A 12915-nucleotide genomic window follows, 5' to 3' on the forward strand; every position below is an offset into this window, starting at 1 on the left:
CTCAGGCCAAAGCCTCGGCAATCAGCCGCCGCGTGTTGTCGATCCCGAACAGCGCGATGAAGCTTCCCATGCGCGGCCCCGCGCTCGACCCGAGCAGGGTCTCGTAGAGTGCCTTGAACCAATCGCGCAGATTTTCAAAGCCATAGACCTCGTTCTTGCCGATCTCGTACACGATATTCTGGATATCGTCGGCCGAGGCATCGGCGGGCAGCGCCGCGAGCTTGGCGTCGAGGTCGGCGAGCGCCGCACCCTCGCCGCCCTGCGGCTTGCGGCGATTCAGCGTCGGCGCGACATAGTCACGGTTATACGCCATCGCATTGTCGATCAGCCCATCGAGCTCGGGATAGGTCGCCGCATCGGCGCCCTCGACATATTGGCCAAGATAGCGCCAGATCTGCTCTTTCGACGCATCGGCGCCCATCACCCCGACGAGGTTGAGCAGCAGCCCGAAGGTCACCGGCAGTTCGGCACTCGGCATGTCCTCGCCGCGCGCGGCATGGACGTGATGCACCGGGTTACCGAGCTTCTTGTCGGGTTCCTGCGCCGCGTAATTACCGCGCATCTGCAGATATTCGTCGACCGCCTTCGGGATCACGCCGATATGCAGCTGCTTCGCGGCCTTGGGCTCGCGATAGGCGAAGAAAGCAAGGCTCTCCTCGCTGCCATAGGACAGCCACTGCTCGAGGCTCAGGCCATTGCCCTTCGACTTCGAAATCTTCTCGCCCTTTTCGTCGAGGAACATTTCGTAGATCAGCCCCTCGGGCTTCCGCCCGCCGAGCGCCTTGGCGATCTTGCCCGACTGGACGCCGCTGTCGGTCAGGTCCTTGCCGTACATTTCGTAATCGACGCCGAGCGCAACCCAGCGCATCGCCCAGTCGACCTTCCACTGCAGCTTTGCGCCGCCGCCGAGGATCGAGTGGGTAATCGTCTCGCCCTCGTCCTCGAACGACACGAGGCCGTTGTCGGCATCAACGACGGTCACCGGCACCTGCAGCACGATTCCCGACTTCGGGCTGACCGGCAGGATCGGCGAATAGGTCGCGGCGCGCTCGGCGCGCAACGTCGGCAGCATGATGTCGAGAATGTCCTGATTGTGGCGGAGGACATTCTTGAGCGCGTCGTCGAACGCGCCTGCCTTATACTGCTCGGTCGAGCTCACAAACTCATATTGGAAGCCAAAGCGGTCGAGAAACTCGCGCAGCATCGCATTGTTATGATGCGCAAAACTCTCATACTTTCCGAACGGATCAGGGATCGCGGTCAGCGGCTTGCCCAGATATTCGCGCAGCATGTCGCCGTTCGGCACATTGTCGGGAACCTTGCGGAGGCCGTCCATATCGTCGCTGAACGCGACGAGGCGCGTCGCCGCGCCGCCGGTCAGCGCCTCATAGGCGCGGCGGACCATCGTCGTACGCAGAACTTCATTGAAGGTGCCGATATGCGGCAAGCCCGAGGGACCATAGCCCGTTTCAAAAAGGATCGCCTCGCCGCCGGGCTTGCCGTCGGGATAGCGTTTGACCAGCTTGCGCGCTTCCTCGAACGGCCAGGCCTTGGACGTTTGCGCAGGGCTGCGCAGCGAAGCGTGAAGGTGCAAGTCAGTCATGCCGCGCCCATAGCGGCAAGAAGCGAGGATGGGAAGAAGACCGGCCTTCTTCCCATCGATCTTACCCGCGCGGCTGCGTCGCGGGCAGGAAGCTGCTCCGGCGCAGCAGCGCCGCCGACACGAGCGAAACCAGCAGCGCAACGGGGAATATCTCGGTCAAGGTCAACGCCATACGGAAGAGCGGGTTCCTATATTGCTCCGCCATCGCCCCCATCTCCGCCGAAAACGCCGCGATCTCGGCAGCCGGCTTGCCCGCCGCACGCATGTCCTCGACGCTTTGCGCGATATAATCGGCCATGAACGTCCCGCCGGTCTGCCACATATAAAGCTCCCAGCCGAGGATATAGAAAAGCGACGCGACGAGCCCGATGCCAAGGCCGACTCCAAGCGCCTTCCAGAAGCCGATCACGCCGCCCAGGTTGACGTCGCGATAGCGTTTCACGCCGATAAAAACGAAGACCAGCGCGACCAGCATCGACAGATAGCCGGCGACCATGCCCATCGTGCCATGGTCGGCGACGAAGGTGATGCTGATGAACATGCCGAAAACGACGATGACGCCGGCGATGGCGCCATAAACTGCAATAATCCTGCCCATGATCCTGTCTCCCCAAATGGTGAATGCCATGCGCGATGGACCGGAACAACGGCCGGAATCTATCGCCCAAACGGGTGATTTGAGCGGTCTGCTCCTATTTTACGGCAGGATGTCGAGCGTACGCGCTTTCTGCACCGCCTGTGTCCGGCTGGCGACCGCCAGCTTTTCATAAACGCGCGCGACATGCGTCTTCACCGTGTTGGGAGAAATATCGAGCTGGCGCGCGATCACCTTGTTGGCGTGCCCCGCCGCAAGCATCTCCAGCACCTCGCATTCGCGCGCGCTGAGCCCCAGCGCCGCGATCGCTGCGTCGTTGCGCGCGAAGGGTTCGCGCGGCCGCGCGGTCAACCGGTTGCCGACCCATATGCCAAGCGCGACGCAGATCACTGCGATGCAGACGACGTAAAATTCGGTCGACCATCGGTGCACAAGATGTTTGTAGTTCAGCCATTCGAGCAGGAACGCCGCGGCGGCAAGACCGATGCCGTATAGGATGATCGGGCGGATCATCATCTGCATAGACCATCGCCGGCCGTTGCTTGCAAGTTTGTCCCGGCGCGAGGCAACATCGTTACCGGAAAATTTACCATGGCGCCGTAACGTCCCGGACATGGACAGTTTCCGCACTCCCGCCGCCCGCGGCCACAAGCGCACCCCGGTTTCGATCGAGGTGACCGTCAACGGCGTGCTCAACTTCGTCGACGGCCGGATCACCGACCTGTCGGAAGGCGGCGCACGGATCGACGGCGCGAGTATGCCGGCACGCTCGCGCTGCGAAGTCCACTATGGCGGCGCGGTCACCTACGCCGTTGTGATGTGGTCGGAACATGACCGCATGGGCGTACGCTTTCCATACGAACTGACGCACGGGCCGCTTTACAACGCCCTGAAACGTGCGCGCAGTGCATCGCTGATCGAGCCGTCGCAGATTTTCCAGACCGCCCGACCGACCGTCTTCGGACGCCGCGGACTGAGCTAGAAGTCAGAAAGGCGCGATCGCCACGCCCTCGCGCTCATTGTCCCAGATCATCGCCATGATCCGCCAGCCGAGGTCGGGATCCTTGAACAGCTGGATCGAATTGATCCCGCGCCGTTCGGGCAGCGCGTCGTCGAGCGCGGTCCGCGCTTCATAGGCGCTCCAGACCTGGACGATATTGCCCAGCACGTCGATCCGCCGTCCCATCTCGACTTCGAAAAAGTCGTTCGTGGCAAAAAAGGGCGCCGTGTCGCGCGCATAATCTTCGAGCCCCATGCTCCGGAACGTCGCGCGTCCGTCAGCATCGATCCGTGTGCGTATCTGCCGCGCATCGGGGTGAAAACAATTCGCCTGCCGCGACCAGTCGCGCGGTCCCTTGGGCCCCGAGATCATCGCATACATCTCGTCGACCACCGCGCCAATCGCCGCTTCTTCGCTCATCCCTGAATTCCTTTTGCTGGATTGGGTCCAGCGTCGCCGAACCGCTCTGCGGTCGCAAGAAGAAAGCTCCCGATCGCCCGCACCACCTTGCCGCGTTCGCCTTTTGTCCCTAGCGTGGGGCGATGGCTCCCGATCCGCATACCCTGCCCGCGATCCATGCGAGCCATATCGGCATCTGGATCGCCGATACGCACGGCCGTGTGCAGCGCGTCGGTCGCGGCGAGGCCATTGCCGCGGTCGCGGCGACCCCACACCTGCTCCTCAATGCGACGCTGACGGGCGACCGGCTCGGTTATCCCGAGCTGTCGGGGCTCGACCTGCTCGAACTCTTCGCCTTCCTTTATCCCGCGCGCTTTGCCGTGCCGACCCCGGCGGGAATCGCCGCCGCGATCGGCCTGACACCGCCGAAGGGCGAAGAGGATATCGCCGCCTTCCTGCCCAGGGCAGCCGCGGCGATGCTCGCCAGCCTCGACGATTCCGTCTGGCCCGAGCGCGAGGGCGCATGGCACGGCGTCCAGGCCCTGTCGCGCCAGCGCTGGTCGTGGTCGCCGCTGATCCAGCCCCGCCTGTCACAGCCCGACGCCAATGAACGCTGGTTGTTCGCGCGCCTCCCCGAATGGGAAGAGGCGCCGCCGCGCGGCGCGCCGCGGCAGGTGACGATCAACGCGGACGATATATCGGCGCGGCTCGACCGGCTGACCGGCGACGGCGCCGAACGGCGGCCGGGGCAGCAGGATTATGCGCGCGCGACGGCTGCGATCTTTGCCCCGCGCGATCGCAAGGATGCGCCGCAGATGCTCGTTGCCGAGGCGGGTACGGGCATCGGCAAGACGCTCGGCTATCTCGCCCCCGCCAAGCAATGGATCGACCAGTCGGCGGGCAGCGTGTGTATCTCGACCTTCACCAAGGCGTTGCAGCGCCAATTGTCGCGCGAGACCGAGCGGCTCTACCCCGACGCCGCGACACACCGCGAAAAGGTTGTGGTGCGCAAGGGGCGCGAAAACTACCTCTGCCTGCTCAATCTCGAGGACGCGCTGCAGGGCGGCTTTTCGGGGCGCGCCGCGATCCTCGCGCAGCTCGTCGCACGCTGGGCCGCCTATACGCGCGACGGCGACATGATCGGCGGCGACCTGCCCGGCTGGCTCCCGGCGCTGTTCCGCCGCAACGGCACGACTGCGCTCACCGACCGGCGCGGCGAGTGCATCTATGCGGGCTGCCCGCATTTCAGGAAATGCTTCATCGAACATTCGGCGCGCGCGGCGACGCAGGCCGATATCGTCATCGCCAACCACGCACTGACGATGGTGCAGGCCGCGCGCCCGCGCGACGGCGGCGCGCCCGCGACGCGGCTGATCTTCGATGAGGGGCATCATCTGTGGGACGCCGCCGATTCGATGTTCGCCGCAGCGCTGACCGGGCAGGAAGCGGTCGAAATTCGCCGCTGGGTGTTGGGGCCCGAGGGGAAATCGCGCGGCCGCCGCCGCGGGCTCGCCGCACGCCTCGCCGATGTCGCAAGCTATGACGAGGCGGGCGACCGCGCGATCCAGTCGGCGATCGCCGCCGCTGCAGAGCTGCCCGGCGACGGCTGGCTCGGCCGCTTGTCGGAAAACGACCCGTGGGGTGCGATCGAGCGCCTGCTCGTCGCGGTGCGGGGACAGGTTTACGCGCGCGCGGTCGACACGCGCACCGCCGACGCCGGCTATGGCCTCGAAACCGAACTCGCCGACCCCGATTCCGAACTTGTCGCCGCCGCGGCCGGCGCGAGCGACGCGGTCGAGGCACTGTTGCGCCCGCTGATGGCGCTCGGCAAGCGCCTCGAAGCGCTGATCGAGGACCCGCCCGACTGGCTCGATGGGCAGGCTCGGGCAAGGGTCGACGGCGCGCGGCACAGCCTCGGCACGCGGATCGACACGCTGGGCGGCTGGCTCTCGCTGCTCGGGCGCGTCGGCGGGCCCGCCGATCCCGATTTCGTCGACTGGCTCGCGGTCGATCGCTACGACGGGCGCGAATTCGACTGCGGGCTGCACCGCCACTGGCTCGACCCCGCGCGGCCGATCGCCGAGGTCGTGTACCGCCCGGCGCAGGGCGTGCTCGTCACTTCGGCGACGCTGCGCAATGGCGGGCATGGCCGCGGCGGCTGGACCGACGCCGATATCCGCACCGGCGCGCGCCACATGGACGGCGGGGTCCAGCATTTCGCGGTGCCGAGCCCGTTCGACTATGCGCGCCAGTCGGAGGTGCTGATCGTCACCGACATCCCGCGCGGCGACCTGCCCGCGCTCGCCGGCGCCTACAGCCGGCTGATCGAAGCGGCGGGCGGCGGCGCACTCGGGCTGTTCAGCGCGATCCGGCGGCTGCGCATCGTTCATTCGCGGATCGCCGACCGGCTGGCGCGCGCGGGGTTGCCGCTGTTCGCGCAGCATGTCGATCCGCTCGATACCGGGACGCTGGTCGACATTTTCCGCGCCGATCCGCACGCCTCGCTGCTCGGCACCGATGCCTTGCGCGACGGGGTCGACGTGCCCGGCGATTCGCTGCGGCTGGTCGTGATGGAGGGGGTGCCCTGGCCGCGCCCGACGATCCTCCACGCGGCGCGGCGCGCGGCGCAGGGCGGCAGCGCCTATGACGACATGGTCATCCGCGCACGCATCGGGCAGGCGTTCGGCCGCCTGATCCGCCGCGCCGACGATTTCGGCCAGTTCGTGATGCTCTCGCCCAGCTTCCCGTCGCGCCTGCTCAGCGCCTTTCCCGAAGGGACCCCGATCCGCCGGCTGCCGCTCGACGAGGCGGTCAATCATGTTGCAGCGGCGAATGTGGAAAGGCGAAAAACCGCCTTTCCGGCCTTTTCACCGTCATAAGTTTCCGGCACAAGGCCCCCGAACGAGGGCATAAGCGCGCGAACGCGGGGAGATATTTTGAAAAGCTTGACCATCCTGCGCCACGCCAAATCGGGTTGGGACGTACAGGTCGAACGCGATTTCGACCGGCCGATCAACAAGCGCGGGGCGCGCGGCGCCGAACTGATCGGGCAATGGCTGAAGCGGCAGAAACTGCCCGTCGACCGCATCATCGCCTCGCCTGCGGTGCGCGTGACCGAAACCCTCGATATCTTCCAGCCTGCCGCCGACCTCGATGCGCTCGAGCCGCATTGGGACCGCCGCATCTATCTTGCGTCGGCCGCGACGCTGATCGACGTGATCCGCGATACGGGGCGCGACGCGCAGCACCTGCTGATTTCGGGGCATAATCCGGGGCTCGAGGATCTGATCCTGATGCTCGTCCCCGAATCGGCGGACGATGAATTGCGCGCGAAGGTCGAGGAAAAGCTGCCGACATCGGCGCTGGCGCGGCTCGAACTCGATATCGGCGACTGGCACGATCTCGACACGAACAGCGCGCGTTTCGTGGGCTTTATCCGCCCGCGCGACCTCGACCCGGCGCTCGCGCCGGCGATGGATAATGACTAGGATCTAGTCGAGCGCCGCCGCGAGCCGCTGGCGCAGCGCGACGAGCGCTTCCACCGGAATGCCTCCGCCTTGCCCCGGCGCCGCACGGTCGAGCGCTTCGCGCGTCAACGACGCACGCGGTGCGGGCGCGGCGCCCGGCTCGGACAGCGCCTTGCGCGCGCCTTCGACGGTGAAGCCCTGGACGTGCAACAGATGGTGGATGCGCTCGGCAAGCGCGACATCCTCGGCGCGATAATAGCGGCGGCGGCCCGATCGCTGGAGCGGGCGCAATTGCGGGAAGCGGGTTTCCCAGTAACGCAGCACATGTGTCGGAACGCCGATCCGCACCGCCAGCTCGCCGATCGCGAGCATGGCGGCGGGCGCCTTGGCGCCATCGTCGGTCATATCAAGACCCGACATGGATCGGGTGTGGTTTAGTTGCCGGCAACGCGGGCACGCATGGTCTGGCTGGCGCGAAAGGTCATCACGCGCCGCGGCAGGATCGGCACTTCGATGCCGGTCTTCGGATTACGGCCGATCCGCTGCGCCTTGTCGCGCAGCACGAAGGTGCCAAAACCCGAAATCTTCACATTCTGCCCGACGGCAAGCGCATCGGACATATGATCGAGAATCGATTCGACGATGGCGGCCGATTCATTGCGCGACAGCCCGATCTGCTGGTTGATCCGCGTCGCAATGTCGGCTCGCGTAAGAGTCCCTGCGGTCATGTTGATCCCTTCCCCCTCTGAAGCGAAAATACACCATTGGTTCCCTGACAGCCCCCACCGTCACGAGTCCCTGTCCGCATATGTAACAAATGCGAATTAATCCGCCAAACTGAAACGGATGGAAGGAGAAGTTGACGCGATGAACTCCATCCGCCGAAGCGGAAGCGGCACCGGCCTAAACGCGCAGGACCGCTGCGCCCCAAGTGAAGCCGCCGCCCATCGCCTCGAGCACGACGAGGTCGCCGCGCTTGATACGTCCGTCACGCACCGCAAGGTCGAGCGCCAGCGGCACCGACGCCGCCGACGTATTGGCGTGCTGGTCGACGGTCAGTACGACACGCTCGGCGGGCAGGCCCAGCTTTTTCGCGGTCGCGTCGATGATCCGCTTGTTCGCCTGATGCGGGACGACCCAGTCGATCTGGTCCGCCGACAGGCCGACGTCGGCCATCACTTCGCCCAGCACCGACGCAAGGTTGGTGACGGCATGGCGGAACACTTCGCGGCCCTGCATGCGAACATGCCCGACCGTGCCCGTCGTCGACGGCCCGCCATCGACATAGAGCATGTCCGAATATTTGCCCTCGGCATGGAGCCGCGTCGCGAGGATACCGCGATCGTCGCCGACCTCCTCGGCCGACAGGACGATGGCGCCCGCACCGTCGCCGAACAGCACGCACGTCGTGCGGTCTTCCCAGTCGAGGATGCGGCTGAAGGTTTCGCTGCCGATCACCAGCGCGTGCTTCGCTGCGCCCGTGCGCAGCATCGAGTCGGCGACCGAAACGGCGTAGAGGAAGCCCGAACAGACCGCGGCGACGTCGAAAGCGATGCAATCGGGCGTACCGAGCAGCGCCTGCACCTTCGTCGCGCTGGCGGGGAAGGTGTTATCGGGGGTCGCGGTCGCGACGATGATCAGGCCGATATCGGCGGGTTCGAGTCCCGCCGCGGCCAGCGCCTGCCGCGCCGCATCGGCGCCAAGCGTTGCGGTCGTTTCATCCGCCTCGGCGATATGACGAAAACGGATGCCCGTGCGCTCGACGATCCATTCGTCGCTCGTGTCGACGCGCTCGGCCAGTTCCGCGTTCGAAACGCGCGTGCGCGGCAGCGCCGATCCGGTGCCCGCCAGGATTGCGCGCAGCGTCATGCTGCGTCGCCGCTGCGGAAATTCGCGAGATCCTCGGTCACCTGACGCGTAATGTCCTTTTCGATCAGCTCGGCGCAGAGATGGACGCAGTTCGCGACCCCTTTTGCGTCGGCGCTGCCATGGCTTTTGAGCACCACGCCGTTGAGGCCGAGGAACACTGCGCCGTTGTGGTTGTTGGGGTCGAGATGATGCTTGAGCAGCTCGGTCGCCGGGCGCGAGATCAGGAAGCCGATCTTCGAACGCGTCGAACTGGTGAAGGCGCGGCGCAAGAGATCGGTGACGAAACGCGCCGTCCCCTCGATCGTCTTTAACGCGATATTGCCCGAAAAACCGTCGTGGACGATCACATCGACATCGCCGCGCGACAATTTATCGCCTTCGATGAAGCCGGTGAATTGCATCGGCAGTCCGTGCGCCTCGCGCAGCCGGGCGGCGGCATCGCGGATTTCGTCGGTGCCCTTCAGTTCCTCGGTGCCGATGTTGAGCAGTGCGACGCGCGGCTTTTCGAGCCCCATTGCGGTGCGCGCATAGGCGGCGCCCATGACCGCGAACTGGATCAAATTGTTGGCGTCGCAATCGGTGTTGGCGCCCAGGTCGAGCATGACGACGTCATTGTCGCCCAGCGTCGGCAGCAGCGCGGCGAGCGCCGGCCGGTCGATTCCCGGCATCGTACGCAGCGCGAGCTTCGCCATCGCCATCAGCGCGCCGGTGTTGCCCGCCGAAACGGCACCGCCGGCATCGCCGCGCTTCACCGCGTCGATCGCGAGCCCCATCGAGGTGCTCTTCGCCTTGCGCAGCGCCTGGCTCGGCTTGTCCGAACCCGACACGACGCCGTCGGTGTGGATGATATCCGACGCCGCGCGCAGGTTGGGATGGTTTTCGAGCGCCGCCTTGATCTGCACCTCGTCGCCGACGAGGATGAAGCGGAGGCCGTCGTGCTTGTGGCGCGCCATTGCGGCGCCGGCGAGCATCATGCGCACGCCGACGTCACCGCCCATCGCATCGATTGCGATTCGCGGTGTCAGTGCCATCAGGACGCCCTCCGGCTAATGCTTATGCGCCGACCGACACCACTTCACGGCCATTATAATGACCGCAGGCGTTGCAAAGGTTGTGCGGGCGCTTCAGCTCGCCGCAGTTGGGGCATTCCTGGAAGGCTTCGACCTTCAGGCTGTCGTGGCTGCGACGCATGCCGCGCTTCGAGGGCGAGGTTTTTCGCTTGGGAACGGCCATGATATTTCCTGCATTCTCAAATAGTGTGTCACGAATCGGCTACCCGGAGTTGTCGTTCCCGTTACCGGAAATGACTGGCCCGCCCGCCAAGCCGAAGGCTGTTCCTGCCCGAATAGTGCAGGAAAATCTTCCGCCGGAGGGTGCCTCAACGCCAGATGGTGTCGGGTGCCGGATCGGGCGCGGCTATAGCGTTTTTGCCCGCAAAGGCAAGCCCATTGCGTGCTCGAATAGCCATAGCGTCATTCTCTCGGTTGTGCCGGGCGACAGAGGGATAGCGCAAGCTTGCCCTGCCCTTCGCGCAGTGCCACATCTCGCTCGCCGCCGGAACGACCGGCCCATAGGGGGAAGCCAAATGATAATCTTGCCGATCAGCCTGACGATCGCCGCGGGGGCGGCGCTCCTCAACCTTTGGCTTTCGGTGCGCGTCGGCCGCGTGCGGACAAAGGAAAAGCTCTTCATCGGCGACGGCGGCAATGATCTGCTCACCCGCCGGATGCGCGCGCACAGCAATTTCGTCGAAAACACCGCTTTCGTGTTGATCCTGCTCGCGCTCGTCGAACTCGGCCTTGGCTCGTCGATGTGGCTGTGGGGCGTTGGCGCGCTTTATCTGGTCGGACGCATCCTGCACGCGCTGGGCATGGACGGAATGATGTGGGGCCGCATGGCCGGCACCGCGATCACGATGCTGACCCAACTCGGCCTTGCGATCGGCGCGCTCTTGATCGTCTATATGACGCCGACGAGCATCACGACGACTGCCGTGGAAGAAACGGTAGCCGTCGCGCCGCGCTGAACCGGCCTAGCTGCCCAGCGCCATATCGCTCACGAACGGGTTGGTCCGCCGTTCGTGGGCGAAATTGCTGTGCGCGCCGTGCCCCGGCAGGAAGGTCGTGTCGCCGCCGAGCGGCCATAATTTCTGCGTGATCGAATCGAGCAATTGCTGGTGATTGCCGCGCGGAAAGTCGGTGCGGCCGATCGATCCCTGAAAGATCACGTCGCCGACGATCGCCAGCTTCGACGGCGCATGGTGGAAGACGACGTGCCCCGGCGTGTGCCCCGGACAATGGATGACGTCAATCTCGAGATTGCCGACAGTGACCTTGTCACCGTCGACCAGCCAGCGGTCGGGCTCGAACGATTCGCCGACTATGCCGAAGCGCGCTCCGTCCTCGGCAAAGGCGTCGATCCAGAAGCGGTCGTCCTCGTGCGGCCCTTCGATCGGCACGCCGAGTTCCTTCGCGAGCATCCCCGCCTGCCCGCAATGATCCATATGTCCATGGGTGACGAGGATCTTCTCGACCTCGACCCCCGTCTGGCGCACCGCTTCCTTCAGCTTGGGAAGGTCGCCGCCGGGATCGACGAAGGCCGCCTTGTTCGTCGCGGTGCACCACAGAAGTGTGCAATTCTGCTGGAAGGCGGTGACGGGGACGATGGCGGCGCGCATCGGGGGTTCGGGAGCGTTCATGGCCGCCGATGTGGGGAAAGGCGGCAAAAATGGCAAGAGCAGGGCTAGCCCCGCAGCCGATTAGCGCAGCGTCATCGTGTCGCCTTCGACGTTCACCGTGTCGAGTTTCGCGAGGAAGCTTTGCCCAAGCAGCGACACACCCATGTCGGCGTCGATCACCGCCGCCTGCACCCCGCGCACCTCGATCCCGTCGACTTCGACGCTGTCGAGCATCACCGGACGCATCGAGACGACCCCGCCCGCAGTGCTTGCGCTGCCTCCGACCGGAAGGTCGTCGACGTTGATCCCCAGCGCCTCGGCATCGCGGCGCGTCAGCGCGACGATCGATGCGCCGCTGTCGACCATCATGCGGATATTCCGCCCGTCGATTTCGGCATCGGCATAGAAATGCGAATCGGCCGCGCGGCCCAGCCGCACCTCGCCCGATGAGCGCGCGCCGCTTTCCTTGGAGGACCAGCCCCCGCTCTTCCGCCGCTCGGTCGTCCAGTTGCTGTTGTCCTGCGAATCTTCGGCAGTCGGCGCGGCGGCGTTGTCGGTCGCGCGGCCAGCAATGCCCGCCATGCCGATCGACACGACCGCGATGCCTGCGGCCAGCCCAAGGAAACGCCCCATCATGGGCGCTATTATCGCAAGCGAGGGTTGGAGATTGGTTAAGCGGGCTCGCGCGCGTCGGCCGCGTCCGCGCCTTGCTCGATGAACGCCCGCCATGTCGGCGCGTCGCCGCGAATCGAGTAAGCGATCCGCGCGCAGGCATAAGACCGGCCGGGCCGATTGTCGGCCTCGCCCGCCGTCACGGGCCACGGCCCGTCGCCATTGCCGCCCGCCGACCAACAGACGAGCGCCTCGGCCTCTTGGCCCGCCTCGATTGCCGCGCGCTCGTCGGCGTTCAAAGAGGCAGGCGCACTCCATCCGAAAATGGCGCGATGCGTATAGCCTTTTGAAAACAGCGCGTGCAGGAACGGGCTGTGGCGATCGTGGAGCAGGCCGGCGATCCGATCGCGGTCGACCGCCGCTAGCCACTGTCCGCCGAAAAGCGGCGCCCAGCGCGCCTCGTCGCGCGATCGCAACGCCGTGACCAGTTCATCCGCTGCCGCCTCGAACCGCGGCGTCCATGCCGAATCCGCGGCAAGCGGCGCGAGGCGCGCGGGTGCCTGCACCGCCTCCGGCTGGGTTGGCAGCAAGGAGGTCGGCGCCGCGGTTGCGGCGGTCGACAAGGCGAGAGCGGCGGCGAGCGCCGACGAAATCAGCATAGCGCGCATGGCGGGCAATCTAGCAGCAAAGGCT

At 65.8% G+C, this 12915-nt stretch carries 16 protein-coding genes; 4 read left to right on the forward strand and 12 right to left on the reverse strand.

Features of this window, described 5'->3' with window-relative positions:
• Window position 1: 1 nt before the first annotated feature.
• The 3 genes from VGN62_RS16890 to VGN62_RS16900 all read right to left on the reverse strand — a co-directional run bounded on the left by VGN62_RS16890 (window position 2) and on the right by VGN62_RS16900 (window position 2720).
• Entirely contained in the window at window positions 2–1603 is a 1602-nt protein-coding gene (locus VGN62_RS16890) for a lysine--tRNA ligase (protein WP_327456011.1), read from the reverse strand.
• Between the two features lie 61 nt (window positions 1604–1664).
• Window positions 1665–2201 (reverse strand): DUF4199 domain-containing protein, encoded by a 537-nt coding sequence (locus VGN62_RS16895; protein ID WP_327456013.1) that lies wholly within the window; start codon window positions 2199–2201, stop codon window positions 1665–1667.
• 99 nt (window positions 2202–2300) lie between these two features.
• Window positions 2301–2720, reverse strand: a complete 420-nt coding sequence (locus VGN62_RS16900; RefSeq protein ID WP_327456015.1) for a response regulator transcription factor — start codon at window positions 2718–2720, stop codon at window positions 2301–2303.
• 91 nt (window positions 2721–2811) lie between these two features.
• Here VGN62_RS16900 and VGN62_RS16905 point away from each other — a divergent pair, with 91 nt between their 5' ends.
• Window positions 2812–3180: a PilZ domain-containing protein gene (locus VGN62_RS16905; protein WP_327456017.1), complete on the forward strand. Its 369-nt coding sequence runs from the start codon at window positions 2812–2814 to the stop codon at window positions 3178–3180.
• Window positions 3181–3183: 3 nt separating this feature from the next.
• Here VGN62_RS16905 and VGN62_RS16910 read toward each other — a convergent pair whose 3' ends face one another.
• Entirely contained in the window at window positions 3184–3618 is a 435-nt protein-coding gene (locus VGN62_RS16910; RefSeq protein ID WP_327456019.1) for a hypothetical protein, read from the reverse strand.
• Window positions 3619–3740: 122 nt separating this feature from the next.
• Here VGN62_RS16910 and VGN62_RS16915 point away from each other — a divergent pair, with 122 nt between their 5' ends.
• Both VGN62_RS16915 and VGN62_RS16920 read left to right on the forward strand, forming a co-directional pair.
• Window positions 3741–6476 (forward strand): ATP-dependent DNA helicase, encoded by a 2736-nt coding sequence (locus VGN62_RS16915; RefSeq protein WP_327456021.1) that lies wholly within the window; start codon window positions 3741–3743, stop codon window positions 6474–6476.
• A gap of 57 nt (window positions 6477–6533) precedes the next feature.
• Window positions 6534–7085 carry a SixA phosphatase family protein gene (locus tag VGN62_RS16920; protein ID WP_327456023.1) on the forward strand — a complete coding sequence of 184 codons (552 nt, stop codon included), beginning with the start codon at window positions 6534–6536 and terminating at the stop codon, window positions 7083–7085.
• A gap of 3 nt (window positions 7086–7088) precedes the next feature.
• Here VGN62_RS16920 and VGN62_RS16925 read toward each other — a convergent pair whose 3' ends face one another.
• From VGN62_RS16925 to rpmF, 5 genes are all read right to left on the reverse strand, one after another.
• The gene (locus VGN62_RS16925; RefSeq protein WP_327456025.1) at window positions 7089–7469 is read right to left on the reverse strand and encodes a MerR family transcriptional regulator; all 381 of its coding nucleotides are present in this window, start codon (window positions 7467–7469) and stop codon (window positions 7089–7091) included.
• A 29-nt stretch (window positions 7470–7498) separates the two neighbouring features.
• Window positions 7499–7792: an integration host factor subunit alpha gene (locus tag VGN62_RS16930; RefSeq protein ID WP_327456027.1), complete on the reverse strand. Its 294-nt coding sequence runs from the start codon at window positions 7790–7792 to the stop codon at window positions 7499–7501.
• A 175-nt stretch (window positions 7793–7967) separates the two neighbouring features.
• Window positions 7968–8933, reverse strand: coding sequence for a beta-ketoacyl-ACP synthase III (locus tag VGN62_RS16935; RefSeq protein WP_327456029.1), 966 nt, complete (start codon window positions 8931–8933; stop codon window positions 7968–7970).
• A complete protein-coding gene (plsX, locus tag VGN62_RS16940; protein WP_327456031.1) occupies window positions 8930–9964 on the reverse strand; it encodes a phosphate acyltransferase PlsX in 1035 nt (344 codons plus the stop codon). Before plsX ends, VGN62_RS16935 begins: the two co-directional genes overlap by 4 nt.
• A gap of 22 nt (window positions 9965–9986) precedes the next feature.
• A complete protein-coding gene (gene rpmF / locus VGN62_RS16945; RefSeq protein WP_011541714.1) occupies window positions 9987–10166 on the reverse strand; it encodes a 50S ribosomal protein L32 in 180 nt (59 codons plus the stop codon).
• A 352-nt stretch (window positions 10167–10518) separates the two neighbouring features.
• Between rpmF and VGN62_RS16950 the strand changes: the two genes are divergently transcribed.
• Complete coding sequence (locus tag VGN62_RS16950; protein WP_327456033.1) at window positions 10519–10959, forward strand: MAPEG family protein; 441 nt, start codon at window positions 10519–10521, stop codon at window positions 10957–10959.
• Window positions 10960–10965: 6 nt separating this feature from the next.
• Here VGN62_RS16950 and VGN62_RS16955 read toward each other — a convergent pair whose 3' ends face one another.
• The 3 genes from VGN62_RS16955 to VGN62_RS16965 are packed head-to-tail and all read right to left on the reverse strand — an operon-like array spanning window position 10966 to window position 12890.
• Window positions 10966–11631, reverse strand: coding sequence for an MBL fold metallo-hydrolase (locus tag VGN62_RS16955; protein ID WP_327456035.1), 666 nt, complete (start codon window positions 11629–11631; stop codon window positions 10966–10968).
• 60 nt (window positions 11632–11691) lie between these two features.
• On the reverse strand, window positions 11692–12243 hold the full coding sequence (locus VGN62_RS16960) for a retropepsin-like aspartic protease family protein (RefSeq protein WP_327456037.1): 552 nt from the start codon (window positions 12241–12243) through the stop codon (window positions 11692–11694).
• 38 nt (window positions 12244–12281) lie between these two features.
• Window positions 12282–12890, reverse strand: a complete 609-nt coding sequence (locus tag VGN62_RS16965; RefSeq protein ID WP_327456039.1) for a hypothetical protein — start codon at window positions 12888–12890, stop codon at window positions 12282–12284.
• Window positions 12891–12915 lie beyond the last annotated feature (25 nt).

Origin of the sequence: Sphingopyxis sp., assembly GCF_035998905.1 — a bacterium.
Taxonomy (GTDB): domain Bacteria; phylum Pseudomonadota; class Alphaproteobacteria; order Sphingomonadales; family Sphingomonadaceae; genus Sphingopyxis.

Excerpts from the sequence above, each read along its gene's own strand:
- plsX (WP_327456031.1), bottom strand. The coding sequence starts at position 9,964 with ATGGCACTGACACCGCGAATCGCAATCGATGCGATGGGCGGTGACGTC.
- VGN62_RS16925 (WP_327456025.1), bottom strand. The coding sequence starts at position 7,469 with ATGACCGACGATGGCGCCAAGGCGCCCGCCGCCATGCTCGCGATCGGC.
- VGN62_RS16955 (WP_327456035.1), bottom strand. The coding sequence starts at position 11,631 with ATGAACGCTCCCGAACCCCCGATGCGCGCCGCCATCGTCCCCGTCACC.
- VGN62_RS16960 (WP_327456037.1), bottom strand. The coding sequence starts at position 12,243 with ATGGGGCGTTTCCTTGGGCTGGCCGCAGGCATCGCGGTCGTGTCGATC.
- rpmF (WP_011541714.1), bottom strand. The coding sequence starts at position 10,166 with ATGGCCGTTCCCAAGCGAAAAACCTCGCCCTCGAAGCGCGGCATGCGT.
- VGN62_RS16965 (WP_327456039.1), bottom strand. The coding sequence starts at position 12,890 with ATGCGCGCTATGCTGATTTCGTCGGCGCTCGCCGCCGCTCTCGCCTTG.
- VGN62_RS16935 (WP_327456029.1), bottom strand. The coding sequence starts at position 8,933 with ATGACGCTGCGCGCAATCCTGGCGGGCACCGGATCGGCGCTGCCGCGC.
- VGN62_RS16905 (WP_327456017.1), top strand. The coding sequence starts at position 2,812 with ATGGACAGTTTCCGCACTCCCGCCGCCCGCGGCCACAAGCGCACCCCG.
- VGN62_RS16890 (WP_327456011.1), bottom strand. The coding sequence starts at position 1,603 with ATGACTGACTTGCACCTTCACGCTTCGCTGCGCAGCCCTGCGCAAACG.
- VGN62_RS16915 (WP_327456021.1), top strand. The coding sequence starts at position 3,741 with ATGGCTCCCGATCCGCATACCCTGCCCGCGATCCATGCGAGCCATATC.
- VGN62_RS16895 (WP_327456013.1), bottom strand. The coding sequence starts at position 2,201 with ATGGGCAGGATTATTGCAGTTTATGGCGCCATCGCCGGCGTCATCGTC.
- VGN62_RS16900 (WP_327456015.1), bottom strand. The coding sequence starts at position 2,720 with ATGCAGATGATGATCCGCCCGATCATCCTATACGGCATCGGTCTTGCC.
- VGN62_RS16910 (WP_327456019.1), bottom strand. The coding sequence starts at position 3,618 with ATGAGCGAAGAAGCGGCGATTGGCGCGGTGGTCGACGAGATGTATGCG.
- VGN62_RS16930 (WP_327456027.1), bottom strand. The coding sequence starts at position 7,792 with ATGACCGCAGGGACTCTTACGCGAGCCGACATTGCGACGCGGATCAAC.
- VGN62_RS16950 (WP_327456033.1), top strand. The coding sequence starts at position 10,519 with ATGATAATCTTGCCGATCAGCCTGACGATCGCCGCGGGGGCGGCGCTC.